Below are 25,342 nucleotides of genomic sequence, written 5' to 3' on the forward strand. Positions count from 1 at the left end.
CCCGTTGGTCGGTCAGGCGTTGCCGTTGAACAGGCTGGTCACCGAGCCGTTCTCGAAGACCTCGCGGATGGTGCGCGCGAGCAGTGGGGCGATCGAGAGAACCGTGAGCGTGTCGAAGTGCTTCTCCGGCGGGATCGGCAGGGTGTTGGTGGCGATCACCTCGCGGGCACCGCAGTTGGCCAGGCGTTCGGTGGCCGGCTCGGAGAACACGCCGTGCGTGGTCGCGATGATCACGTCCTTCGCGCCGGCTTCCTTGAGCACGCCCACCGCGCCGGCGATGGTGCCGCCGGTGTCGATCATGTCGTCGATCAGCACGCAGGTGCGGCCGGCCACGTCGCCGACCACGCGGTTGCTCTTGACCTGGTTCGGGACGTTCGGGTCGCGGGTCTTGTGCACGAAGGCGAGCGGGGCACCGTCGAGCGCATCGGCCCACTTCTCACCCACCTTGACGCGTCCGGCGTCGGGGGAGACGACCACCATGTTCTCGGTGCCGTAGTTCTCGCGTACGTAATCGGCGAGCATGGTCTGGGCGTGCATGTGGTCGACGGGGCCGTCGAAGAAGCCCTGGATCTGATCGGTGTGCAGGTCGACGGTGATGATCCGGTCGGCACCTGCGGTCTTGAACAGGTCGGCCACCAGGCGCGCGGAGATCGGCTCGCGGCCGCGGTGCTTCTTGTCCTGGCGGGCGTACGGGTAGAACGGCAGGATCGCGGTGATCCGCTTCGCCGAGCCGCGCTTGAGCGCGTCGATCATGATCAGCTGCTCCATGAGCCACTGGTTGACCGGGTACGGGTCGCTCTGCAGCACGAAGGCGTCGCTACCGCGCACCGACTCCTCGAACCGGACGAAGATCTCGCCGTTGGCGAAGTCGCGTGCCGTCTGCGGGGTGACCTCGATGCCGAGCTCGTCCGCGACCTGCTGCGCCAGCTCGGGGTGGGCGCGCCCCGAGAACAGCATCAGGTTCTTCTGGTTATCGATCCAGTTGTTCACTGCTCGTCAATCCTCGCGATAGCCTTGCGGGCCGCCTCGGCCGAACTCGTGCCCGGACGCTTGCGCTGTACCCATTCCTCGATGTTTCGCTGATCCGCGGCGGAGACCGCCAGGGCTCCGGGCGGCACGTCGCGCTTGATAACGGTACCCGCTCCGCTGTAGGCCCCGTCGCCGACCTCGACCGGCGCGATCAGCATGGTGTCCGATCCGATGCGCACGTGGTCGCCGATCACCGTTCGATGCTTGTTCACCCCGTCGTAATTCACCGTCACCGAACCGCAGCCGATGTTGCTGCCGGTGCCGATCACGGCATCGCCCACGTAGCTCAGGTGCGGGATCTTGCTGCCGGCGCCGATCTGCGAGTTCTTGGTCTCGGCGAACGCCCCGATCTTGCCCTTGGCGCCGAGTTCGGTGTTCGGCCGCAGGTAGCTGAACGGGCCGACCTTCGCGTGCTCGGCGATCACCGACGAGTGCACCTCACTGCGGGTGACCACGGCGCCGTCGCCGACGCGGGTGTCGATCAGCGTGGTGTCCGGTCCGATCACCGCGTCCTCACCGATCGACGTGGCGCCGCGCAGATGCGTGCCGGGTTCGACGGTGACATCGGCCGCGATGCGCACGCCCACGTCGATGTACGTGCTCTCCGGGTCGATCACGGTGACCCCGCCGAGCTGGTGCTGCTCGACGATGCGCCGGTTGAGTTCGCGGGCCAGGCGGGAGAGCTGGATCCGGTCGTTGCAGCCGGCGATCAGCATCTCGTCCTCCACGTGCCCGCCGCGTACCTGCAGCCCGGCGGCACGGGCGATGCCGATCACATCGGTCAGGTACAGCTCGCCCTGCGCGTTGTCCGGCCGCAGCTGCTCCAGCGCCGCGGACAGGTGCGCGTGGTCGAAGGCGTACACCCCGGAGTTGATCTCGGTGATCGCCAGCTGCTCCGGGCTGGCGTCCTTCTGCTCAACGATCTCGGTCACTTGGCCGTCCTGGGTGCGCAGCACCCGGCCGTACCCGGTGGGATCATCGACGGTGCTGGTCAGGACCGTGACCGCAGCGCCCTCCCCGGCGGTGTGCTCGGACACCAGCTCGGTGAGCGTGGCCGAGTCCAGCAGCGGGACGTCCGCGGCGGTGACCACGACGGTGCCGGTGAACCCGGCGGGCAGGGCCGCGAGTCCGGCCTGGACGGCGTCGCCGGTGCCGCGCTGCTGCTCCTGGACGGCCACCAGGATCTCGTGATCGAGTTCGGCCGCGGTCGCCAGAGCGGCCTCGGAGACCCGCTCACGGTCGTGGCCGACCACCACCACCAGGTGAGCGGGATCGGTGCCGGCGGCCGCGTGCAGCGCATGCCCGAGCAGAGTGCGGCCCGCGAGCGAATGCAGCACCTTCGGGGTCTTCGACCGCATCCTGGTGCCCGCTCCCGCGGCGAGGATCACCACCGCCGTGCCGTTCGTCATCGACTGCTCCTCCGGGGTACTTCTGGGGTTCGCCATCGAGCTGAATCCTACGAGAGCGACCCGTGACCGCGTGCCGTGGCACAATGCTTGGCGACGGTTCCGGGCGGCGTCCGGACCCGGTCTCCCGTGGTGTAATCGGCAACACTTCTGATTTTGGTTCAGACATTTCAGGTTCGAGTCCTGGCGGGAGAGCAGAAACGCGGGGGTGGGTATGAGCCGCACACCCCTTTTTTTTTTGCGTCCCGGCCCTGCTTGTTCCCGCCGTGCTTGTTCCTGCCCTGCTCACAGGCGGCTGCGGACCGCGCGTTCCCAATGCTCGACCTCGCCCGGCACCACAGTGAAACTGGGATGCGGGTCGGGGCGCTCGACCTCACGCCAGCGCATCGCGAGGTCCGGGGAGCGGGCGCGCAGTTTGGTCATCAGGTGATCGAATTCCAGGTCCAACTGCCCGGCCGTGACGGTGATCGGTACGGATCCGGGAGCCGGTGAATCGATCCGGGAGCGGTCGAACCGGTAACCCCGGGCGTCGGCCTCGTCGGCGACCGAGTGCAGGTACCCGCCGATCGCCGAGGAGGGATCGGCGCAGCTGCGGAACCGTTCCAATTGCGGATGTCGCGTGTACCCCCGGGTGCGTCCGGCGATCACTGCCTGCGCCAGCAGGGATTCCCGCCAGCACGCCACGAGGGCCTGTCGGTCGAGGTAGCGCGGGTGCACCGACCAGATCCGCATGTTCCCCACTCTAAGCGGTTGACAGGAATGCGTATCACCCATAACGTGAAATCTGCTCGGAACGATATAGATTTTCGGATGGGAGCAACGATGATCGAGACATGCGCGGACCCGAGGGTCGGCGACGCGGAAGCACCTGTCAGGGCTGCCGAGCCCCTGGTGCTCCACCCGCGGAGCGGACTCGTGATCGGAGCGCTGCTGCTGATCATCCTCATCACCGTGATCGCCATCGGGGTGCAGTAACACGTGCGGCAACACGTCCAGGGGACGGCACGGACACCAGCTGTGACTCCACCGGCCACCGAGCGATCGACCACCACCGAACAAGGAGAGTGACATGGGTTTCACCGACGACGCGAAGAACAAGGCGCAGGATCTCACCGGACGCGCCAAGGAGGCCGCGGGCTCCGCGCTCAACGACGACGAGCTCCGCACCGAGGGCCGTGCCGACCAGGCCGAGGCGTCGATCAAGGACAAGATCACCGACGCCGCGGACCGCGTCAAGGAAGGCGTCGACGACCTCAAGGACAAGCTCACCGGGCGCTGACCGGCCACCCTGCCGGTCTCGCCGGGCCGGCCATCACACACAGATCGGAGCTGCACATGATTCGTCGTATCGCACGTCCACTACTCGGATCGATCTTCATCTACAACGGCTACACCGGCCTCACAGGTGATCCCCGGGCGAGGGCCGAGGCGGTCGCCCCGCTGGTGAACAAGGCCACCGATTCCCTCCCGGAATCGTCGATGGTGCCCACCGATCCCGGTACCTGGGTGCGCATCAACTCCGGTGTCCAGCTCGGCGGCGGCCTGCTGCTGGCGGTCGGGCGGGTGCCGCGGGTGGCCTCCCTGGCGCTGGCCGGCACGCTGGTGCCGGGCACCGTCATGGACCACGCGTTCTGGAACGAGACCGATCCGGTCCGCCGCCGGGAACAGCAGGTGGAGTTCGTCAAGAACCTCTCGCTGCTGGGCGGACTGCTCATCGCCGGATTCGACACCGAGGGCAAGCCGGGTGTCGCCTGGCGTGCCCGCAAGGCCGCCGAGCAGGCCTCGACGAAGGTCTCCGGTGCAGTCGCCGCCATCGCGCCGGGCGATCAGGACCAGACCGGCTGGCGCGATCGCGCCCACGCCGCCCAGGAGGCCGCTCAGGAGTACGGCCACCAGGCGATCGACAAGGTCCGTCCCGCCGTGACCGACGCGGTGGACAAGGCCAAGCCGGTGGTCAGCGACGCCGTCGACAAGGTCCGTCCCGCCGTGACCGACGCGGTCGAGAAGGCCAAGCCGGTACTCAGCGACGCCGTCGACCGGGCCCGGCCCGTCCTCGCGGACGCCGCCGATACCGCATCCGGTCTGCTCAGCGCCGCCGGCGAGAAGCTGCAGGATCTCCGTGACGAGGCCTCCGGGGAGGCGGCCGGCGCCGCCCGCTCGGTACGCCGCAAGGCTCCCGTCGTCGCCGAGCGCGCGCGGGCGCTGGGGCACGCAGCCGTCGCGGAGGGCAAGCGCGTGGGCATCGCGTAACGTGGGCGTCCGGTCGGACAATCGGCCGCTGGCGGGCCGAGCAGAATCGAGTGACACGTGTCCCACAGGCCGGAGCTGACCGGACGGTACACGGACGCCCTGCGGGCGCTGGAGGTTTCGACGCAGCGCGAAGCGCGAGTGGAGAAGGTGGGCGAGCACTTCGCGCTGCGCGTCGATTTCGAACTGGGCCGCTACCTCCTGGCCACCACCACGGAGCAGTTCGCCGGCAACGGTGACGGCGACGCCGGCACGCCCTGGCGGGTGCGGTTCTTCGACGGTGCCCTCGACGACGGTGACGACGTGCTTATAGCGGACCGGTCCGGGGCCTGGCTGATCGACGCCTACGACGCCGCGCTCGCGGACCTGCCGCCGCTGACCGACCTTCCCCGCAGCTGAACCGATCTATACTCATCGAATCAGATTTTCGCCGTCCGGGCGTGCCGGTGTGCGTCCGGGCGGAGTGAACCCGAAGGAGGAGTGCGATGACCGAACCGTCGCACCTACGCTCCGACCTCGGCGTGTACAGCATCTCCGTGGCCTCCGAGCTCTCGCAGGTCGGCCTGCAGACGCTCAGGCTCTATGAGCGGCGGCACTTGATCACCCCGCAGCGCACCGCGGGCGGAACCCGCCGGTACAGCGAGAACGACATCGCGCGGGTGCGGCGGATCACCGAGTTGGTCTCCACCGGCGTCAACCTGCAGGGCGTCGATCGCATTCTGACGCTGGAGGACGAGTGCGCCGATCTGCGTGCGCAACTCGACTCGTGCCGCGCCGCGGACTGACCGGCGCTCGCGAACCGGGCAGCCGCGCAGCAGCGATCAGGGCTGGACGTTGATCGAGTACGCGGCGGCCGCGTCCCGCACGTCGAGGACGTACTTGCGGGACTGGTTGTAGACCATCACGCCCTTCTCCCAGCCCTTCGCGGTGGTGAGGTCCTTACCGGAGACGCACAGGTACCGCGCCGCGGTCATGGCGGCGTCGTCGATGTTGTCCGGATCGGCCTTGCCGTCACCGTTGGCGTCCACTCCGAACCGCTGCCAGGTCTCGGGGATGAACTGGAACGGCCCCATCGCGGCGTCGAACTTCGCATTCGGCCGCAGCGGATCGGTGCCGGTGGCGAGGATTTCCCGGTTGCCGTTCGTCCCGTCCAGAGGCACGCCGCGGATCGGCGGCGAGACCTTGCCGTCCGCGGCCACCGTCGCCCCGTGATAGGTGCCGTGCTTGCTCTCGATGAAGGCGATCCCGGCGAGAGTGGTCCACGTGATACCGCACTCCGGGGTGCGCTGGCGCAGCGCCTCCGCAGCGTTGCCGTAGGCCTGCAGGGAGATCACCGGAATGCCGGTGGCCACGCTGATCGGGGTCGCCCAGTTGCGCAGCAGTTCGGCGGTGCGGCCGGGTCCGTTGACGTTGATGTAGGGCACCGGAACGCCCGGCCCGGGCGGGATGCCCTGCGGGATGTCCGGGCCGGCCAGCCTGCCGCAGGAGGCGAGCACGGTCGACGCGAGGCCGATCGCGACCGCCGCGCGGATACGGGAACTGACCATTGCTCTGCGTGAACTCTCTCGAACTTGCTGTGTGCTGACGTGATCTCAACGTCCGGGCTGAGCCTGAGGGTTCCCGGTGTGATCCGCATCCCAGGCGTCGGCCCACGAGTCTACCCGCCCGGACGCCCTCGACGCCGCCATGACGGCCTCCGCGGCACGCACCCGATCCATGAAGGCGAGAACCCGGCGCCGGTAGTCCAGCTCGAACGCCGCGTCCTGCTGCGCCGGGTCGACGGTGACGGTGCGCAGCTCCGCCGGCACCAGCGAGCTGGGGAAATCCACGGACCGCAGTCGCTCGAAGACCTTCGCGACCAGTGCCAGTGCGGGCTGGCCGAGGGAGATCGAGTCGAGAACCGAGGTGCTGTGCTCGCCGCGTTCGAGCTGCTTCTGCCGCTCCCAGTTCCGCGCCTGGGTCGCCACGTCCACCTCGCCGCCGTCGGACAGGTGCGGCGTGCGCCGGCGCACCTTCGCCGACAGGGTGCGGGCGACGTCGTCGATGTCGAAGGGCTCCGGATGGTCCTGCGCGATCCGCGAATGAAAGACGACCTGGAGGAGGAGGTCACCCAGTTCGCTGCGCAGTTCGTCCCGGGCACCCGGTTCGGGGCCGTCGAGCGCCGCCACCGCATCGGCCACCTCGTAGGTCTCCTCCACCAGGTAGCGCAGCAGGCTCGCGTGGGTCTGCTCGGCCTCCCACGGGCCCTCCGTACGCAGTCGGTCGATCAGGGCGACGGTGTCGAGCACCTCCAGCCCGGTGGGGTTGGGAGCCGTGATCACCTCGGCGCCCGCCTCGCGCAGCGCGAGCACCGCGGGGTGGCCGGGATCGGAGGAGAGCAGAACCGCGCCGTCGGGAATGCTGTCGCCGCGCAGCGGCCGGCCGTTCGGCAGGTTCGAGGTGAGCGTTCGCGGCAGTTCCCCGGTGTAGTAGACCGTCCCGGTCAGGGCGGTGATCGCGGCCGCCGGGACCAGCGCGGGCAGCGCCGGGCCGACCAGGACGACGGTGCTCACCCGGCCGCCGCCGGGGTGGTGCGCGGCGGCTGGTCGAGGCGCCAGTAGCCGGCGCCCTTGCCGTCCATCGCGGCCAGGAAATCGGCCACCGCCTGCAACACCTCGATGTCGCGGACGCGTTCACTGCCCACACCGCCGCCGCCGACTCGAGGCAGCGGGAAGGTGACGGTGCGGGTGGCCGCCCGGAAGGAACCGCCGGGGTACAGGCGCTTGAGTCGCATCTGCTGCGAGTCCCGCAGCTCCAGTGGTGCGACGCGCAGGTTCGTGCCGGTGAGGGTGATCTCGGTGACGCCCATCGCGCGGGCCAGCGACCTCAGCCGTGCGATCGCGGCCAGTCGCTGCACCTCCACCGGCGGGGGACCGTACCGGTCGTCGAGTTCGGTGAACACCTCGGCAACGGCGGCATCGTCGTGCGCCGCTGCCAGCTTGCGGTAGGCCTCCAGGCGGAGCCGGTCACTGGTGACGTAGTCGGGAGGGATGTGCGCGTCCACCGGTAGGTCGATCCGCACCTCCTTCTGCTCCTCGGGTGCGGCGACCGGCCGGCCGTCGGCGGCGGCCCGGTAGGCCTGCACCGCCTCACCCACCAACCGCACGTACAAATCGAATCCGACACCGGCGACGTGCCCGGACTGTTCGGCGCCGAGCACGTTACCGGCGCCGCGGATCTCCAGATCCTTCATCGCCACCGCCATGCCGGCGCCGAGGTCGTTGTTCTGCGCGATGGTCGCGAGCCGGTCGTAGGCGGTCTCGGTGAGCGGCTTCTCCGACGGATACAGGAAGTAGGCGTAGCCGCGCTCGCGGGAACGGCCGACGCGCCCGCGCAGCTGGTGCAGCTGTGACAGACCCAGGTTCTCCGCCCGCTCCACGATCAGCGTGTTGGCATTGGAGATGTCCAGCCCGGTCTCGACGATCGTGGTGCACACCAGGACGTCGAACTCCCGGTTCCAGAAGCCCTGCACCGTGCTCTCCAGAGCCTCCTCGCCCATCTGGCCGTGCGCCACCACCACCCGGGCCTCGGGCACCATGTCCCGGATCTGCTTGGCGGCCTTGTCGATCGAGCTGACCCGGTTGTGCACGTAGAAGACCTGACCGTCGCGCAGCAGCTCACGCCGGATGGCGGCGGCCACCTGCTTGGCGTCGTACGCGCCCACGTACGTCAGCACCGGGTGCCGTTCCTCCGGCGGCGTGAGGATCGTCGACATCTCCCGGATGCCGGCCATCGACATCTCCAGCGTGCGGGGGATCGGGGTGGCGCTCATGGTGAGCACGTCCACGTTGGTGCGCAGCGCCTTGATGTGCTCCTTGTGCTCGACGCCGAAGCGCTGTTCCTCGTCGACCACGACCAGGCCCAGGTCCTTCCAGCGGACTCCGGTCTGCAGCAGCCGGTGCGTTCCCACCACCACGTCGACGCTGCCGTCCGCGAGGCCCTCGAGGACCTGCTGCGTCTCGAGTTTGTCGGTGAACCGGGACAGGCCCTTGACGGTGACCGGGAAGCCCTGCATCCGGTCCTCGAAGGTCTTGAGGTGCTGTTGCGCGAGCAGCGTGGTCGGTACCAGCACCGCCACCTGTTTGCCGTCCTGGACGGCCTTGAACGCCGCGCGCACCGCGATCTCGGTCTTGCCGTAGCCCACGTCGCCGATCACCACGCGGTCCATCGGGACGGGCTTCTCCATATCGGCCTTGACGTCGCCGATCACCGTCATCTGGTCCACGGTCTCGGTGAACGGGAAGGCGTCCTCCATCTCGCGCTGCCACGGTGAATCGGCGGCGAAGGCGTGTCCCGGTGCGGCATTGCGGGCCGCGTACAGCTGCACCAGCTCGCCGGCGATCTCGCGGACGGCCTTGCGTGCCTTACGTTTGGTGTTCTGCCAGTCGCTGCCGCCCATCTTCGACAGTGCCGGCATCTCGCCGCCGACGTACCGGGAGAGCTGGTCCAGCGATTCCATCGGGACGAACAGTTTGTCGCCGGGCTGGCCCCGCTTGCTGGGCGCGTACTCGATCACCAGGTACTCGCGGCGCGCTCCGGCCACGGTCCGTTCGATCATCTCCACGAACTTGCCGATGCCGTGCTCGTCGTGCACCACCAGGTCCCCGGCGGTCAGGGCCAGTGGATCGACCTGGTTGCGTCGCTTGGCCGGCAGTCGCCGGCCGTCGCCCACACCGGCGACCCGGTTGCCGGTGAGATCGGGTTCGGCGAGGACGACCAGCTTCTGTGAGGGCAGGGTCAGGCCGGTCTGCAGGCTGCCGCGCAGCACGCCCACGGTGCCGGGCTGCGGCGGTGCACCGGTTCCGAGTTCACCGGCGGGGACCTCGGCGTCCCGCAGCCGCTCCAGGATCCGGGTGCGGGTGCCCTGGCCGGCGACCACGATCACCGCGGAGCCACCGGACGCGGTATGCGCACGCAGGTTCGCGAACAGCTTCTCCGCCTCGGCCTCCGAGCCGCGGGGCGACGGTGCCTGCTCGGCCCGGATGCTCAGGTGGCCGTCGCCGGTCTCCGGTCCGGCGGCCAGCGGCGAGACGGTCCACCAGGGGATCCCGAGGGCGACGGTGCTCGCGCGAACGTCGTCGAGGTCGCGGTAGGCGCTGGCTCCGAGGTTCATGCCACTCGGGTCCAGGGGCGCGGCCGAACCCAGCGCCGCGGCGGTCCAGGAGGCTTCCAGGAACTCCTGTCCGGTGCGGGCGAGGTCGGCGGCCCGGGTGCGTACCTTCTCCGGATCGAGCAGCACGGTGTGGGTGCCTGCGGGCACGACATCGGTGAGCAGTTGCAGTTCGCCCGGAGACAGTGCGGGGATCAGCGCTTCCATACCCTCGACCGGGATGCCCTGGGCGAGCTTCTCCAGCATCTCCACCAGCGCGGCGTCGGACTCGTTCTCGGCTTTGAGCGTCTGCGCACGGTCACGGACCTCTGCGGTCAGCAGGAGTTCGCGGCACGGATACACGTGCACGGTGCCGACCTCGACCTCGGGCTGTGAGCGCTGATCTGCGACCGAGAAGGCCCGCAGATCGGTGATCTCATCGCCCCAGAACTCCACCCGGACCGGTAGGTCGGTGGTGGTGGGGAAGACGTCCAGGATGCCGCCGCGCACCGCGAACTCACCACGCTTACCGACCATGTCGACGCGGGTGTAGGCGAGCTCGACGAGGGTCTCGATGAGGGTGTCGAAGTCGTACTCGACGCCCTCGCGCAGGGTGACCGCAGGGGCGTCCCCGAGACCGGGCGCCATCGGCTGCACCAGGGAGCGCACCGTCGCCACGACGGCCCGCAGCGGCGCCCCGTACTGTGCGTCGGCCGGGTGCGCCAGGCGCCGCAGCACCTGTAACCGCCGCCCGACGGTGTCCGCGCCGGGGGACAGCCGCTCATGCGGGAGGGTCTCCCAGCTGGGGAACTGGGCCACCGCATCCGCACCGAGGCTCTCCCGCAACTCGGAGGTCAGATCGTCGGCCTCACGGCCGGTGGCGGTGACCACCAGTACCGGGGCGCGGCTCGCCAGCGCTGAGATCAGGAACGGACGGGCACCGTCGACCGCGGTGACGGTCAGCTCACTCCGGCCCGCTGCCTCGGTGAACGCGGTGACGTCCGGATCGGCGGCGACCGCCCCGGTCAGTCCGGACAGGGCTGGGACATCAGTGGGGGCGGGGTTGGACACGGCACCAGTCTATGGGCGTGGTCCGACACATCGGGACCGGCCCGCAGGGTTGCGAGACGGTCGCGATTCAGTCGGCGGCCACGCCATCCGGAGCGCCGTCGGCGACCTTGAGGTGACTGGGTGCGATGGCGCCGGGGTTCTCCTTGAGGCCGATCAGGCCGTACCAGGACAGGTTCACGATGTGCGCGGCCACCGCCTCCTTCGGCGGAACACGCACCTCCAGCCACCACTGGGCGGTCATCGCGACCATCCCGACCAGGGCCTGTGCGTACAGCGGCGCCAGGCCGGGGTCCAGGTTCTTGGCCGCGAACTCACCTTCCAGGTGACTCTCCACCTGCCCCACCAGGTCATTGAGCAGCGTCGAATAGCCGCCGGAGTGCTCGACGGAACTGTTGCGCGTGAGGATGCGGAAACCGTCGGCGCGATCCTCGACGTAGGTCAACAGCGCGAGTGCGATCTGCTCGATCCGGGTCTTGGAGCGGTCTTCGAGCATCGCCCGGGAGAAGACCTGCAGCACGATCTCCATCTCGCGGTCCACCACCACCGCGTACAGGCCCTCCTTGCCGCCGAAGTGCTCGTACACCACCGGCTTGGAGACGCCGGCCTTCGCCGCGATCTCCTCGATGGTGGCCGCCTCGTACCCGCGGTCGGCGAACACCGAACGGGCGATGTCCACCAACTGATTGCGGCGCTCGGCCGCAGGCATCCGCTTACGTGCGGGCTTGGGAGTACTCACTGCTGGTCCGGCTGCTGCTTCTGCGCCTCGACCTGCGCGGCGATCTGCGCCCGGTACGCGGCCTCCGCCCGGTCGTGCTGGCGTTTGATCAACTTGCTGGCGTAGATCAGACCCACGAAGAAGAGGATCTCGAAGATGATCGCGGCGACGATCAGCACCCGGGCGCCGGTGGTCGTGGCGTCGGTGAGCCGCCAGATCAGCACGCCGAGTACCAGCAGCAGGACGGCACCCATCGACTTCAACTGCAGGCCGTTGCTGAACGGAAGCGGCTTCTCACTCATGACCTACGATTCTACGTGCCGCCGCTCACCGCAGCCCCAACACCGTGAGCTCACCGAACAGATCGAGCGCCGGCTGTGGGAAGACCCCCAGCGCCACCACCACGACGACGCCGAGCCCGATCGTGAGACCGGTCAACGGATCCACCGGCGGCACATCCGGCTCGAACTCCGGCGCGGGCGCGAAGTACATCACGGCCAGCACCCGGAAGTAGAACGCCGCAGCCACCGCACTGGCGAGCACACCGACCACCACCAGCCACCCACCGCCGCGCTCCGCCGCCGCCGAGAACACCGCGAACTTCCCGGTGAAACCGGCGGTCAGCGGAATGCCCGCCAGCGACAACAGGAACAGTGCCATCGCCGCCGCCAGCACCGGACGGCTCCGGCCGAGCCCCGCCCACTGAGCCAGATCCCCGGCCTCCACCGAGCCGCCGTCGGGCCGGGTATCGCGGACCGCACCCGCGAGCGCGAACGCGCCGACGGTGCTCAACCCGTAGACGGCGAGGTAGAAGCACACCGCCCCCACTCCGCGGACGGTGCCCGCGAACACCCCGATCAGTAGGAAACCGGTGTGCGCGATCGCCGAGTACGCCAACAACCGCTTCACGTCGGACTGGGTGAGCGCCATGACCGATCCGGCCACCACACTCAGCACCGCCACCGTCGCCACCACCGGACGCCACGGGACCTCGCCGAAACCCACCAGCACCAGCCGCAGCAGCACCCCGACCGCCGCGATTTTCGTGGCCGCGGCCATGAATGCGGTCACCGGTGTGGGCGCTCCCTGGTACACGTCCGGCACCCACGAATGAAACGGCACCGCACCCACTTTGAACAGCAGCCCCACCCCGATCAACGCCGCACCCGCGGTCCCGAGCACCATGTCCTGCGGCACACCGTCCAGTGCCACCACGCCGGTGGAGGCGAATCGCAGAGCTATCCCGAAGAGCAGGATCGCCGAGCTGAAGGCGCCCAGCAGGAAGTACTTCAGCGCCGCTTCCAACGGCAACAGTCCGCGGCGGCGCGCCAGCGCGCACATCAGGTACAGCGGTAGCGAGAACACCTCCAACGCCACGAACAGCGTCAACAGGTCCTGCGCGGAGACGAAGGCCATCATCCCGCCGAGTGCGAACAGTGTCAGCGGCACCGCCTCGGTGTGCGTCAGAGCCTCATTGCGGGCCACCATCAGCGCGATCGCCGGGATCGCCGACGCCAGCAGCAGCCCCTGGAGGGCCAGCGCCAGACCGTCCACCGCGACCGAGCCCGCGAGCACGGCCCGGGCGGCACCGTCGGAGCGTGCCAGCACGATCACGCAGACCAGCGCCGCCACCACCGCGCCGCCGCCCAGCACCCCGTGGACGACGGTACGCATGCGCGCCGGAGCGAACGCCTCCACCAGGACACCGGCGACCGCGGCACCGAACACGATCAGCGTCGGCGCGACCTGCGCGTACTCGATCGAGGGGTTCATCGCGTCACCTCCGTGGTGGTCGGTGCCACCGCGGGGCCGATCACATCGAGCGCCGGACCGGGGAACACGCCCAGGCCCAGCAGTGCGACGATCAGCGGTACCAGCACCACCAGCTCTCGCCCCCGGGCGTCGTCGACGGTGCGCTCGACGGGCTCGGACACCGGACCGGTGAACATCCGCTGGTAGGTCCACAGCACGTACAGCGCCGAGAGCACCAGCGCGGTCACCGCGACGATCGCGGCCACCGCCCACCGCGGGTAGGTGCCCACCACCACCAGTAATTCGGACACGAACGGTCCGAGACCGGGCAGCGACAACGTCGCCAGCCCGGCGATCAGGAAGACCGCCCCGAAACGCGGTGCCCGCGACCACACTCCGCCGAAGTCCTCGATCCGCCGGCTGCCGCGTCGCGCGACCAGGTACCCGGCGGTGAGGAACAGGGCGGCGGTGGCCACCCCGTGATTGACCATGTACAGCACCGAACCCGCCTGGGAATCCGGTGTCCGCGCGAAGATCCCCAGGATGATGAAACCGAAATGACTGATCGAGGTGTACGCGATCAGGGCCATCACATCGCTCTGCCCGATCGCCAGGATCGCCCCGTAGACGATGCCCACCACCGCCAGGCCCGCCACCCACGGCGCGAATCGCGCTGCGGCATCCGGGAACAGGGTCAGGCAGTAGCGCAGCATGGCGAACGTTCCCACCTTGTCCACCACCGCCATCATCAGCACCGCCGTCGGCGGTGTGGTCTGCACCGCCGCGCCGGGCAGCCAGGTGTGCAGTGGCCACAGCGGCGCTTTCACCGCGAAGGCCACCATGAAGCCCAGGAAGATCAGGTCCTGTGCGGTGCCCGGACCGGGCCGGGCACCGTCGAGCAGCACGCGCAGGTCGAAGGTGCCGGCCACCCGGTACAGCGCGATCACCGCCGAGAGCATCACCAGACCACCGGCGAGGTTGTACAGCAGGAACTTCACCGCCGCCCTGGTCCGGACCCGGCGCTCGCTGCCGGTGCCGCCGAAACCGTTCAGCAAGAGGTACAGCGGGATCAGCATGGCCTCGAAGACCAGGTAGAACAGCAGGACGTCGGTGGTGACGAAGCTCAACAGCACCAGTGACTGCACGGCGAGCGTGAGCGCGGTGTACCCGGCCGACCGCTCCCGCTGGGCGAGCAGCAGCACCGGCACCAGCGCGGTGGTGAGCAGCACCAGCACCAGCGCCGTGCCGTCGAGCCCGAGCCGATAGCCGGCGCCGAACGACGGTATCCACTGCCGGGATTCGACGAACTGGAAGCCGCTTGCCGGATCGAAGGCCACCGCCAATCCGACACTGATCGCCAGCGCGCCCAGTGCGGTGACGGATCCGGTCCACCGGGCCATCCGCGGCAGCGCCGCCGCGACGACGGCGCCGGCCGCCGGCAGCAGCCACAGCAGGGTCAGCCATGCGACGGTCATGACAGCCACACCGCCGCGGCGCCGATCAACACGGCGGTACCCGCCAACATGGTCAGCGCGTAGCTGCGTGCGTAACCGCTCTGCCAGCGGCGCAGTAGCACCGACGCGCCGCCGACACCCGGACCGAGCGCGTCGACGGCGCCGTCGACGCCCCGAGTCTCGACGGCCACCAGTGCCGAGGTGAGCCGCTGTCCGGGACGCATGAACACCGCCTCGTTGACCGCGTCGCCGTACAGGTCGCGCCGCGCCGCTCGGGTCACCGCACTGACTGTCGACGGTGCGGTGCGCGGCACGACCGCGGTGGTGCGCACCGCCACCACGACACCGATCGCCACCGCCCCGACGACCAGCGCCGTCACCGCCCACACGGGGAGCAGGTGGTGCGCCGGCGGCGCGGACCCGACTGCGGGCGCGAGGAACTCGGCGAGACGTCCACCGAGCACGAGCAGCGCACCCGCGCCGATGCTGCCGATCGCGAGCACGACCATCGGGGCCGTCATGACCGCGGGAGACTCGTGCGGATGCGTGCCCTCCTGCCAGCGAGGCTCGCCGAAGAAGGTCATCACCATCACCCGGGTCATGTAGTAGCCGGTGATCGCCGCACCGAGCACGCCGACGGCGCCGAGCACGATCCCCGTCGGACCGCCGCGGCCGAGGGCCGCCTCGATGATCCCGTCCTTGGTGAAGAAGCCCGACAGTGGCGGGACCCCGATGATCGCCAGATATCCCAGGCCGAAGGTGACCGCGGTGACCGGCATCGCCGAGCGCAGGCCCCCGTAGCGGCGCATGTCGGTCTCGTCGTCCATGCCGTGCATCACCGATCCGGCGCCCAGGAACAGCCCCGCCTTGAAGCAGCCGTGCGCCAGCAGGTGCGCGATCGCCAGCGCGTACCCGGCCGGCCCCAGTCCGGCGGCCAGCACCATGTACCCGATCTGGCTCATGGTCGACGCCGCGAGCGCCTTCTTGATGTCGTCCTTCGCACAACCGATGACGGCACCGAACAGTATCGTCACCGTACCCACCCCGAGCACGAAGGCCTGCGCCACCGGGGCGGCTTCGAACACCGGGCCGGTGCGCACCAGCAGGTACACCCCGGCGGTCACCATGGTCGCGGCGTGGATCAGCGCGGACACCGGCGTCGGCCCCTCCATGGCGTCGCCGAGCCAGCTCTGCAACGGCACCTGCGCCGACTTCGCGCACGCCGCCAGCAGGAGCAACAGGCCCAGCCAGGTGAGCGTGCCCTCGCCGGCCGCGCCGGCCCGGGGGAGGAACTCGGTGAACGTGGTGGTGCCGAACGTGGTGACGGTGACCGCGACCGCCAGTGCCAGCCCGATATCGCCGACCCGGTTGACCACGAACGCCTTCCGCGCAGCAGTCGCCGCAGAGCGCTTGTGCTGCCAGAAGCCGATCAGCAGGTACGAGGCCAGGCCCACGCCCTCCCAGCCCAGGTAGAGCACCACCAGATCGCCGGCGAGCACCAGTATCAGCATCGCGCCGAGGAACAGGTTCAGGTAGCCGAAGAATCTGCGCCGGGCGGGATCGCCTGCCATGTAACCGATCGAGTAGACGTGGATCAGCGTGCCCACGCCGGTGATCAGCAGTGCGAAGCACACCGACAACTGGTCCAGCCGCAGTGCCAGATCCACCGACCACCCACCGCCGGTGAACCAGTGGCGGAGAACCACATCCACGGACCTGTCAGCGGGATCCCGCGCGGTGAGCGCGAGGAAGGACGCTGCCGCGACCACGAACGACGCAGCCGCGGCGACGGTGCCCAGCAGCGGGCCGACCCGGTCGATCCGTCGGCCGCCGAGCAGGAGCAGCGCCGCTCCGGCGAGGGGGATCAGCGGCAGAGCCGCGAGCAGTCCGGTCACCGTCACCGCCTCAGCAGATGAGGCTCGTCGACGGACACCGACCGTCGCACCCGGAAGATGGCGATGATGATCGCCAGCCCCACCACCACCTCGGCGGCCGCGACCACCATGGTGAAGAACGCGAGCACCTGTCCCTGTGGGACGGCGTGCATCCGGCCCGCGGTGACCAGCGCGAGGTTCGCCGCGTTGAGCATCAGCTCCACGCACATGAACACCACGATGGCGTTGCGGCGCAGCAGCACACCGGCCGCACCGATGGAGAACAGCAGGGCGGCCAGGTACAGGTACAGGTGCGGATTCACGCCGGACCTCCGCCCCGTCGCACCGCCGACGGTGCCTCGTCGTCGAGCGTCGGCGGACGGTCGGGCAGTGCCCGTCGCTGCCCGGGCACCCGCGGCGCGAGAGTGTGGTTCACCGAGTCAGGGGCGGGAGAACCGTCCGGCAGCAGAGCGGGCAGGTCGACGGCGTTGCCGAGCGCGTACACCCCGGGGTTCGGCAGAGGTGTGGCGCGCCGTCCCTCCCGGAACCGCAGGATCGACCGTTCCCGCTGGGACAGTGCCGCCTCCAGCCGCTCGCGATGAGCGAGGATCATCGCGCCGAGCGTGGCCGTGATCAGCAGTGCCGCGGTCAGCTCGAAGGTCCACAGGAACCTGACGAAGACGGTCTCCGCCAGGGCTTCGACGGAGTTCGGTGGGTACCCGTCATGGGACGGGAAGGGGGCCGAACCGGTCGACGGGCCCGCCTGCAACGGCCGGCCGGGCAGTGACGCACGGGCGATCAGTCCGACCATCAGCATCCCGAATCCGAGGCCGGCCACTGCCGCCGCGATGCGGTGCCCGCGCAGTGTCTCCACCAGGGAGTCCGAGGCGTCCACGCCCACCAGCATCACCACGAACAGGAACAGCATCATGACGGCGCCGGTGTACACCACCACCTGCACCACACCCAGGAACATCGCGCCCTGAGCCAGGTAGGCGACGGCCAACAGGATCATGGTGGCCGCCAGGCACAGTGCGGAGTAGACCGCCTTCGACGCCAGTACCACGCCGAGTGCGAACAGCACCGCCGGAACCGCCACCACCGCGAACGTGATCTGCTCCCCGGTCACGAATCCACCTCCCCCCGGTAGTAGTCCGCGGCGGTGAGCCCCTCGCGCAGCGGGTGCGGTGGCGGCTCCTCGCCCTCGTGTAAGGGGGCCAGCAGGTCGTCCTTGTCGTAGATCAGGGCGGCGCGGTCACCGTCGGCCATCTCGTAGTCGTTGGTCATCGTCAGTGCCCGGGTGGGACACGCCTCCACGCACAGGCCGCATCCGATGCACCGCAGGTAGTTGATCTGGTACACCCGTCCGTAGCGTTCGCCGGGCGAATAGCGCCGTTGCTCGGTGTTATCGGCGCCCTCGACGTAGATCGCGTCCGCGGGGCAGCTCCACGCGCACAGCTCGCACCCGATGCACTTCTCCAGGCCGTCGGCGTACCGGTTGAGCTGGTGCCGGCCGTGGTAACGCGGCGCCGTGGGCTCCTTCTGCTCCGGGTACTGCTCCGTCACCGGTTTGCTGAACATGGTGCGCAGGGTCACGCCGAAACCGGCGAGCCCGAGCGGATCAGCCATGAGTGGCCTCCTTCTTCGTTCCGCGCGGCAGGGGCGCCCGCGTGGACTCCGGTAGGTACTGCCCCGGAAGCGGTGGCACCGGGAACCCCCCGGCCATCGGGTCGAAGGGCACGGAGTAGGACTGCGGATCCGGGTCGCGGCTCGGGCCGCTCGCTCGCTGCCGGCGGTGCCGCAGCACCAGCACCGCCAGCACCGCGGTGGTGAACGCGGCCGAGACCGCCGGGGCGAGAAGCGTCGTCGAATGCCCGGCCAGCGCCCACGCCCGAACCGCACCCACGACCAGGACCCACGCCAGCGCAGTGGGGATCAGCACCTGCCATCCGAACCGCATGAACTGGTCGTACCGCAGCCGTGGCAAGGTGGTGCGCAGCCAGATGAAACCGAACAGCAGCACCCACACCTTCGCGGTGAACCACAGCACCGGCCACCATCCGGTGTTCGCGCCGCTGATCACGCCGACCGGCCACGGCGCGTGCCATCCACCCAGGAACAGAGTGACGGCCAGTGCCGAGACAGTGGTCATGTTCACGTATTCGGCGAGCATGAACATGGCGAACTTCAATGAGCTGTACTCGGTGTGGAAGCCGCCCACCAGTTCCCCTTCGGCCTCGGGGAGGTCGAACGGGGCCCGGTTGGTCTCACCGACCATCGACACCAGGTACACCACGAACGAGGGCAACAGCAGGAAGACGTACCATGTGTTCTGCTGCGCGGCGACGATCCCCGACGTGGCCATGGTGCCCGCGTACAGGAAGACCGCGGCCAGGGAAAGACCCATCGCCACCTCGTAACTGATCACCTGCGCCGTCGAGCGCAGACCGCCGAGCAGGGGATACGTCGACCCGGACGACCAGCCGGCCAGGACGATGCCGTACACCCCGATGCTGGTGACCGCCAGAAGATAGAGCACGGCCACCGGAAGATCGGTCAGTTGCAACGGGGTTCGGGTGCCGAACACCGAGACCTGCGGACCGAACGGGATCACCGCGAACGCCAGGAACGCCGGGACGGTGGCGACGACCGGCGCCAACAGGTACACCGGCTTGTCGACCCCGGACGGGGTGATGCCCTCCTTGAGCGCCAGCTTGATCCCGTCGGCGAGGGACTGCAGAATACCGAACGGCCCCAGCCGGTTCGGACCGTAGCGGTGCTGCATCCGGGCCATGACCTTGCGTTCGATCAGGATCGCGGAGAGCACCGTCAGCACCAGGAAGGCGAACACCGCCACCGCTTTCGCCAGGATCAGCCACCACGGATCGTGACCGAACGCGGACAGGTCCACCGGCAGACGGGGCGCGGCCGGCGCGTTCATCGGTGGGCCTCGATCCGCACCAGCGCGCCCCATCCGGCGCCGAGGCTCTCGGACACCGTGCTCCCCGGCGAGTTCCGTGGCAGCCACACCACCCGGTGCGGCATGTCGGTCACCACGAGTGGCAGCGTGATCGCACCGCGGTCAGTGCGGACGGTGACCGGTTCGCCGTCGGTCGCGGCGATCTCGTCCGCGGTCGCCGCCGACATCCGGGCCACCGGCGGCCGTGCGGTGGCCGCGAGGTTCGGCTCACCGTCCTGCCCCCGGCCCAGGTCCAGCAGGTGCCGCCAGGTGGCCAACAGTGCTTCACCGGGCCCGGGTGCGAGTCCCGGTTCCCGCTCCGCCGGGTCCGTCACCGGGTCCGGTGGCCCGGCAGGTGCAGCGGCGGCGGCGCACGCAGGTCCGCCCAGTCCCTCCAGGGCGCGGGCGGCACCGTCGGAGTCGGTGAAACCGAGATCGGCGTGCATGGCCCTGGCGAGCATCGCGAGCACCCGTGCATCGGCTGCGGCGCCCGGCGAGGGCAGTGCCGCCCGGAACCGGCGGGGCCGCCCCTCCCAGTCGAGAAAGGTGCCGGCGCGCTGCGCGACGGTGGCCACCGGGAGCACCACATCGGCGCGGTCGGTCACCTCGGACGCGCGCTGTTCCAGGCTCACCACGAAGGCGGTGTCGAGGGCACGGCGAGCGTCCCGGGGATCCGGCAGGTCGCCGATATCGACGGCCCCGCACACCAGTGCGGTCAGCTCACCCGACACAGCGGCCGCGAGGATCGCCGAGGTCTCACGTCCCGGCACGGCGGGTACCGCAGCGCCCCAGTGCCGCTCCACCTCCCGGCGGTGCCCGGCGTCGCCCACCGACCGGCCGCCGGGCAGCAGCGCCGGTAGCGCACCGGCGAGTACCGCCCCCGGTTCCCCGGCGCGCCGGGGGATCCACGCCAGCCGCGCACCGGTACCGCGGGCGAGCCGAGCCGCGGCGGCCAGCGCCCCCGGCGCCTCAGCCAGCCGTTCCCCGGCCAGGATCACTGCGCCGTCTGTGAGCTGTGCGGCCAGCTCCGGATCGGCGAGGGCATGCGCCTCCGAGCCGGGAGGGCAGGGCAGCAGGGTGCCGCTCAGCCGGGACAGACCGCGGGAGCGCAGCGGCGCGATCGAGAGCACCCGCGTACCCCCCGAGCGCACCGCCTTCCGCAGCCGCAGGTGGACGATCGGTGATTCCTCCTCCGGCTCGAAGCCGGCGAGCAGAACCGTCCTCGCCCGATCCAGATCGGCGTAGGTCACCCCGCCCGCCGCGCCGGATGCCAGGAACCTCTGCTCCTCGGCGCTGTGCGCGCGGATGCGGAAGTCGACGTCGTTGCTGCCCAGGGCCACCCGCGCGAAGGCCGAGTAGGCGTACAGGTCCTCGACGGTGCCGCGGCCCCCGGCCAGTACCGCTGCCGGCCCACCCGCGAGTCCTTTCGCGGCGGCCGCGACGGCCTCCGGCCACGACGCCGGGGTCAGCGCACCGTCGGCGCTGCGGATCAGCGGACCGGTCAGCCGGTCCGCTGCGGTGGCGTAGGTGAACGCCCACCGCCCCTTGTCGCAGTTCCACTCCTCATTGACGTCCGGGTCGTCCCCGGCCAGGCGACGCAGTACCGTGCCTCGACGGTGATCGACCCGCAGGCTGCAACCGCTCGCGCAGTGCTCACACGCCGACGGGGTGGACGTCAGATCGAAGGGCCTGGCCCGGAATCGGTACGCGGTGCCGGTGAGGGCGCCCACCGGACAGATCTGCACCGTGTTGCCGGAGAAGTAGGAGTCGAGCGGCTGGTCACCGGCGGTGCCCACCTGCTGTGCCGCGCCTCGGTCGAGCAACTCGATGAAATCGTCCCCGGCGATCTCGTCGGCGAACCGGGTGCAGCGGGCGCACAGCACGCACCGCTCCCGGTCCAGCACCACTTCCGCCGAGATCGGGATCGGCTTCGGATAGGTGCGCTTATCGGCCGCCGGGAAACGGGACTGCGGCCGGCCGGCTGACATCGCCTGGTTCTGCAGCGGGCACTCACCGCCCTTGTCGCACACCGGGCAATCCAGTGGATGGTTCACCAACAGCAGCTCCATCACGCTGCGCTGCGCGCCGGCGGCGATCGCGGAGGTGGCCTGGGTGCGCACCACCATGCCTTCGGTGACCGTGGTTGTGCAGGATGCCAGCGGCTTGCGCTGGCCCTCGACGTCCACCAGGCACTGCCGGCACGCGCCCGCCGGGGCGAGCAGCGGATGATCACAGAACCGGGGTATGGCGATGCCCAGCTGCTCCGCGGCGCGGATCACCAGAGTTCCCGGTGGGACCTCGATCTCGATCCCATCGATGCTGGCGTGGACCGGTTCCGGCGTCATCGCGGACCTCCCGAGGATGCCACCGGTGCCTCCCGCATCGACGCGACCGGATCGAACGGGCAGCCGGCTTCGGTGATGTGCCGGATGTACTCGTCCCGGAAGTGCTCGAGCGAACTCATGATCGGACTCGCCGCGCCGTCGCCGAGCGCACAGAAGGCCTTTCCGAGAACGCCGTCGGCCACGTCCGTCAGGGTGCTCAGATCCTCCGCTCGGCCCTCGCCCTGTTCCAGCCGGCGCAGCAGCCGCACCAGCCAGTACGTCCCTTCCCGGCACGGGGTGCACTTGCCGCACGATTCGTGCGCGTAGAACTCCAGCCAGCGCAGTACCGCACGCACCACGCAGGTGGTCTCGTCGAAGACCTGGAGGGCCTTGGTGCCCAGCATCGAACCCGCGGCGGCCACCGAGTCGTAATCCAGGGGCAGGTCCAGGTGCTCCGGTGTGAGCAGCGGGGTCGACGAGCCGCCCGGTGTCCAGAACTTGAGCCGGTGGCCGGGCCGCACCCCACCGGCGAGCTCCAGCAGTTCCCGCAGCGTGATCCCCAGAGCGGCCTCGTACTGTCCGGGACGGGCCACGTGCCCGGACAGCGAGTACAGCGTGAAGCCGGGGGACTTCTCGGTGCCCATCGAACGGAACCACTGCGGACCGTTGTCCAGGATCGCCGGGACACTGGCGATGGACTCGACGTTGTTCACACAGGTCGGGCACGCGTACAGGCCCGCCACCGCGGGGAACGGCGGACGCAGACGGGGCTGCCCGCGCCGGCCCTCCAGTGAGTCGAGCAGCGCCGTCTCCTCACCGCAGATGTACGCTCCGGCGCCGCCGTGCACCACCAGATCCAGCCGGAAGCCGTTCGGCCCCAACGGTGCGCCCAGGTAGCCGGCGGCGCGCGCCTCGGCGACGGCGGCCCGCAACCTGCGCTGCACGCCCAGCACCTCGCCGCGGACGTAGATGAAGGCGCGCTCCGCCCGGATGGCGTAGCCCGCGATGATCGCGCCCTCGATCAGCGTGTGCGGGCTCGCGAACATCAGCGGCATGTCCTTGCAGGTGCCGGGCTCGGACTCGTCCGCGTTCACCACCAGGTAGTGCGGCTTGTCGGCGCCCGGCTTGGGCTCCTCGCCGGCCCGCAACTGCGGGATGAAACTCCATTTCAGGCCGGTGGGGAAGCCGGCGCCTCCGCGACCGCGCAGACCGGAGTCCTTGACCACCTCGATCACCTCGTCGGGCGTCATGGACAGTGCGCGTTCGAGACCGGTGTAGCCGCCCGCAGCCAGGTACCCGGTCAGCGTCCACGGCTCGGGGTCGCCCCAGTGCGCCGACAGGACCGGGGTCAGCTGCCCGCTCACGGCCGCACCTGCGGTGGATGCGGGGCGGCCCGCAGGCCGGCCGTCGTCGGCGCCCCGCCGGCACCGGACGCCGAGACCGCACCGGGGCGTTCGTCGTCGAATCCGGCTAGCAGCCGGGACGTCTCGCGGAAAGTACCCAGCGGCGCGCCGCGGGAGGGCGACGGTGGCCGTCCGGCGCGCAAGGCATCGACCAGGTCGCGGGCACCGGCGACGGTCTGATCGTCGAAGAACTCCCAGTTCACCATGACCACCGGTGCGTAATCACAGGCCGCGTTGCACTCGATCCGCTCGACGGTGACGGTGCCGTCGGCGGTGGTGCCCCCCGGCTGCACATCGAGGTGCTCGCACAGCGAATCCAGGATCGCATCGCCGCCGAGGACCGCACACAGCGTGTTGGTGCACACACCCACCAGGTAGTCGCCGGTGGGACCACGCCGGTACATCGAGTAGAAGGTGGCCACCGAGATGACATCTGCTGTGGTGAGGTCCAGTGTGCGGGCGCAGAACTCGATTCCGGCGGGGGTGATGTAGCCGTCCTCGGACTGCACCAGGTGAAGCAGTGGTAGCAGCGCGGAACGGGCCTGGGGATACCGGGCGATCAGCACTGCGGCATCGTCCTCCAATCGCTGCACCACCTGCGGCGGGTACTCGGTGCGGGCGCCCGGCCGGTACAGCTGTACCGACTCCTGTGCCCGGGCGCCGAACATCGGACCCAGCTCCAGATCGGTCGGATCACTCATCGGTCGACGCCTCCCATCACCGGGTCGATGCTGGCGACGGCGGCGATCACGTCCGAGACCATGCCGCCCTCGCACATCGCTGCCACTGCCTGCAGATTCGTGAACGACGGGTCGCGGAAGTGCACCCGGTACGGACGGGTGCCGCCGTCGCTGACCGCGTGCACCAGCAACTCGCCCCGCGGAGCCTCCACCGACACCGCCACCTGCCCGGGCGGCACCGCGAAGCCCTCGGTGACCAGCTTGAAGTGATGGATGAGTGATTCCATCGAATCGCCCATGATCTCGGCGATGTGTTCGCGCGAGTTGCCCAGCCCGTCCGGCCCCACGGACAGGTCGGCCGGCCAGCCGAGCCCGGCGTCGTCCACCATCACCGGTCCCGGCCGCAGGCGCTCCAGGCACTGCTCCACGATCCGCAGTGACTGCGTCATCTCCAGTACCCGGATGAGATACCGGCCGTAGCAGTCGCATCCGGTGTCGGTGATCACGTCGAACTCGTAGTCCTGGTAGCCGCAGTACGGATCGTCGCGGCGCAGGTCGTGCGGCAGGCCGGTGCTGCGCAGCACCGGTCCGGTGATGCCGAGAGCCATGGCGCCGGTCAGGTCCAGGTAACCGACGTCCTTGGTGCGGGAGATCCAGATCGGGTTCGAGGTCAGCATCGACGCCATCGCGTCGAGCTGTGGCGGTAGCAACGTCAGCAGTGCTCGGATCTGCGGCACTGCCTCGTCCGGCAGGTCCGCAGCGAGACCGCCGGGCCGGATGAAGGCGTGGTTCATCCGCAGGCCGGTGATGGTCTCGAAGACGTCCAGGATCTGCTCGCGGATCTCGAATCCCCTGAGCATCGGGGAGACCGCGCCCAACTCCATTCCGCCGGTGGCCAGTGCCACCAGATGACTGGTGATCCGGTTGAGCTCCATCATCAGTACCCGGATCACGGTGGCGCGTTCGGGGATCCGCTCGGTGATCCCCAACAGCTTCTCGACCGCCAGGCAGTAGGCGGTTTCGTTGAACAGCGGCGCCAGGTAGTCCATGCGGGTGACGAAGGTGGTGCCCTGCGTCCAGTTCCGGTGTTCGAGGTTCTTCTCGATGCCGGTGTGCAGGAAGCCGATTCCGCACCGCGCCTCGGTGACCGTCTCACCGTCGAGCTCCAGGATCAGGCGCAGCACCCCGTGCGTGGACGGATGCTGCGGGCCCATGTTCACCACGATCCGCTCACGTCCGAGCGCCTCGGCGGCGATCTCGTCCCAATCCGCTCCCATCGCGGTGAACTCGGTGAATCCGG

At 69.7% G+C, this 25,342-nt stretch carries 24 protein-coding genes and 1 tRNA gene; 6 read left to right on the forward strand and 19 right to left on the reverse strand.

Translation table 11 applies throughout. The features are described from left to right. Window positions 1-12: 12 nt before the first annotated feature. The gene (locus ACYVHG_RS10745; protein WP_461167427.1) at window positions 13-990 is read right to left on the reverse strand and encodes a ribose-phosphate diphosphokinase; all 978 of its coding nucleotides are present in this window, start codon (window positions 988-990) and stop codon (window positions 13-15) included. Next, entirely contained in the window at window positions 987-2,474 is a 1,488-nt protein-coding gene (gene glmU, locus ACYVHG_RS10750) for a bifunctional UDP-N-acetylglucosamine diphosphorylase/glucosamine-1-phosphate N-acetyltransferase GlmU (protein WP_461167428.1), read from the reverse strand. Before glmU ends, ACYVHG_RS10745 begins: the two co-directional genes overlap by 4 nt. 84 nt (window positions 2,475-2,558) lie before the next feature. Between glmU and ACYVHG_RS10755 the strand changes: the two genes are divergently transcribed. After that, a tRNA-Gln gene (locus ACYVHG_RS10755) sits at window positions 2,559-2,630 on the forward strand. A gap of 90 nt (window positions 2,631-2,720) precedes the next feature. Here the strand turns inward: ACYVHG_RS10755 and ACYVHG_RS10760 are convergent. Beyond that, complete coding sequence (locus tag ACYVHG_RS10760) at window positions 2,721-3,167, reverse strand: pyrimidine dimer DNA glycosylase/endonuclease V (RefSeq protein ID WP_461167429.1); 447 nt, start codon at window positions 3,165-3,167, stop codon at window positions 2,721-2,723. 90 nt (window positions 3,168-3,257) lie between these two features. On the opposite strand from ACYVHG_RS10760, the gene ACYVHG_RS10765 reads away from it, so the two are divergent. The 5 genes from ACYVHG_RS10765 to ACYVHG_RS10785 all read left to right on the forward strand — a co-directional run bounded on the left by ACYVHG_RS10765 (window position 3,258) and on the right by ACYVHG_RS10785 (window position 5,467). Further along, window positions 3,258-3,410, forward strand: coding sequence for a hypothetical protein (locus ACYVHG_RS10765; RefSeq protein ID WP_461167430.1), 153 nt, complete (start codon window positions 3,258-3,260; stop codon window positions 3,408-3,410). Window positions 3,411-3,504: 94 nt separating this feature from the next. After that, entirely contained in the window at window positions 3,505-3,714 is a 210-nt protein-coding gene (locus tag ACYVHG_RS10770) for a CsbD family protein (protein ID WP_461167431.1), read from the forward strand. A gap of 56 nt (window positions 3,715-3,770) precedes the next feature. Then, entirely contained in the window at window positions 3,771-4,685 is a 915-nt protein-coding gene (locus ACYVHG_RS10775) for a DoxX family protein (RefSeq protein ID WP_461167432.1), read from the forward strand. Window positions 4,686-4,742: 57 nt separating this feature from the next. Continuing rightward, a complete protein-coding gene (locus ACYVHG_RS10780; protein WP_461167433.1) occupies window positions 4,743-5,081 on the forward strand; it encodes a hypothetical protein in 339 nt (112 codons plus the stop codon). 86 nt (window positions 5,082-5,167) lie between these two features. Beyond that, a complete protein-coding gene (locus ACYVHG_RS10785) occupies window positions 5,168-5,467 on the forward strand; it encodes a MerR family transcriptional regulator (protein WP_461167434.1) in 300 nt (99 codons plus the stop codon). A gap of 36 nt (window positions 5,468-5,503) precedes the next feature. Here ACYVHG_RS10785 and ACYVHG_RS10790 read toward each other — a convergent pair whose 3' ends face one another. The 16 genes from ACYVHG_RS10790 to ACYVHG_RS10865 all read right to left on the reverse strand — a co-directional run bounded on the left by ACYVHG_RS10790 (window position 5,504) and on the right by ACYVHG_RS10865 (window position 25,319). Next, window positions 5,504-6,229, reverse strand: coding sequence for a lytic transglycosylase domain-containing protein (locus ACYVHG_RS10790; protein WP_461167435.1), 726 nt, complete (start codon window positions 6,227-6,229; stop codon window positions 5,504-5,506). Between the two features lie 45 nt (window positions 6,230-6,274). Beyond that, window positions 6,275-7,234: a nucleoside triphosphate pyrophosphohydrolase gene (locus ACYVHG_RS10795; protein ID WP_461167436.1), complete on the reverse strand. Its 960-nt coding sequence runs from the start codon at window positions 7,232-7,234 to the stop codon at window positions 6,275-6,277. Continuing rightward, entirely contained in the window at window positions 7,231-10,881 is a 3,651-nt protein-coding gene (gene mfd / locus ACYVHG_RS10800; protein WP_461167437.1) for a transcription-repair coupling factor, read from the reverse strand. Before mfd ends, ACYVHG_RS10795 begins: the two co-directional genes overlap by 4 nt. A 67-nt stretch (window positions 10,882-10,948) precedes the next feature. Next, window positions 10,949-11,587, reverse strand: a complete 639-nt coding sequence (locus ACYVHG_RS10805; protein WP_461167650.1) for a TetR family transcriptional regulator — start codon at window positions 11,585-11,587, stop codon at window positions 10,949-10,951. 26 nt (window positions 11,588-11,613) lie between these two features. Next, on the reverse strand, window positions 11,614-11,898 hold the full coding sequence (locus ACYVHG_RS10810; protein WP_461167438.1) for a hypothetical protein: 285 nt from the start codon (window positions 11,896-11,898) through the stop codon (window positions 11,614-11,616). A 25-nt stretch (window positions 11,899-11,923) separates the two neighbouring features. Next, entirely contained in the window at window positions 11,924-13,369 is a 1,446-nt protein-coding gene (gene nuoN, locus ACYVHG_RS10815; RefSeq protein ID WP_461167439.1) for an NADH-quinone oxidoreductase subunit NuoN, read from the reverse strand. Next, window positions 13,366-14,823 (reverse strand): NADH-quinone oxidoreductase subunit M, encoded by a 1,458-nt coding sequence (locus tag ACYVHG_RS10820; RefSeq protein ID WP_461167440.1) that lies wholly within the window; start codon window positions 14,821-14,823, stop codon window positions 13,366-13,368. The genes nuoN and ACYVHG_RS10820 overlap by 4 nt, the downstream gene beginning before the upstream one ends. Beyond that, a complete protein-coding gene (nuoL, locus tag ACYVHG_RS10825; protein WP_461167441.1) occupies window positions 14,820-16,697 on the reverse strand; it encodes an NADH-quinone oxidoreductase subunit L in 1,878 nt (625 codons plus the stop codon). Before nuoL ends, ACYVHG_RS10820 begins: the two co-directional genes overlap by 4 nt. A gap of 2 nt (window positions 16,698-16,699) precedes the next feature. Beyond that, window positions 16,700-16,999 (reverse strand): NADH-quinone oxidoreductase subunit NuoK, encoded by a 300-nt coding sequence (gene nuoK / locus ACYVHG_RS10830; protein WP_461167442.1) that lies wholly within the window; start codon window positions 16,997-16,999, stop codon window positions 16,700-16,702. Continuing rightward, the gene (locus tag ACYVHG_RS10835) at window positions 16,996-17,805 is read right to left on the reverse strand and encodes an NADH-quinone oxidoreductase subunit J (protein WP_461167443.1); all 810 of its coding nucleotides are present in this window, start codon (window positions 17,803-17,805) and stop codon (window positions 16,996-16,998) included. The genes nuoK and ACYVHG_RS10835 overlap by 4 nt, the downstream gene beginning before the upstream one ends. Next, a complete protein-coding gene (gene nuoI / locus ACYVHG_RS10840; protein ID WP_461167444.1) occupies window positions 17,802-18,305 on the reverse strand; it encodes an NADH-quinone oxidoreductase subunit NuoI in 504 nt (167 codons plus the stop codon). The genes ACYVHG_RS10835 and nuoI overlap by 4 nt, the downstream gene beginning before the upstream one ends. After that, window positions 18,298-19,617: an NADH-quinone oxidoreductase subunit NuoH gene (gene nuoH, locus ACYVHG_RS10845; protein WP_461167445.1), complete on the reverse strand. Its 1,320-nt coding sequence runs from the start codon at window positions 19,615-19,617 to the stop codon at window positions 18,298-18,300. The genes nuoI and nuoH overlap by 8 nt, the downstream gene beginning before the upstream one ends. Further along, the gene (locus tag ACYVHG_RS10850) at window positions 19,614-21,980 is read right to left on the reverse strand and encodes an NADH-quinone oxidoreductase subunit G (protein ID WP_461167446.1); all 2,367 of its coding nucleotides are present in this window, start codon (window positions 21,978-21,980) and stop codon (window positions 19,614-19,616) included. The genes nuoH and ACYVHG_RS10850 overlap by 4 nt, the downstream gene beginning before the upstream one ends. Continuing rightward, the gene (gene nuoF / locus ACYVHG_RS10855; RefSeq protein ID WP_461167447.1) at window positions 21,977-23,323 is read right to left on the reverse strand and encodes an NADH-quinone oxidoreductase subunit NuoF; all 1,347 of its coding nucleotides are present in this window, start codon (window positions 23,321-23,323) and stop codon (window positions 21,977-21,979) included. Before nuoF ends, ACYVHG_RS10850 begins: the two co-directional genes overlap by 4 nt. Further along, the gene (gene nuoE, locus ACYVHG_RS10860; protein ID WP_461167448.1) at window positions 23,320-24,063 is read right to left on the reverse strand and encodes an NADH-quinone oxidoreductase subunit NuoE; all 744 of its coding nucleotides are present in this window, start codon (window positions 24,061-24,063) and stop codon (window positions 23,320-23,322) included. Before nuoE ends, nuoF begins: the two co-directional genes overlap by 4 nt. Next, window positions 24,060-25,319 (reverse strand): NADH-quinone oxidoreductase subunit D, encoded by a 1,260-nt coding sequence (locus tag ACYVHG_RS10865; RefSeq protein WP_461167651.1) that lies wholly within the window; start codon window positions 25,317-25,319, stop codon window positions 24,060-24,062. The genes nuoE and ACYVHG_RS10865 overlap by 4 nt, the downstream gene beginning before the upstream one ends. Window positions 25,320-25,342: the final 23 nt, after the last annotated feature.

Source organism: Tsukamurella serpentis (assembly GCF_054780975.1).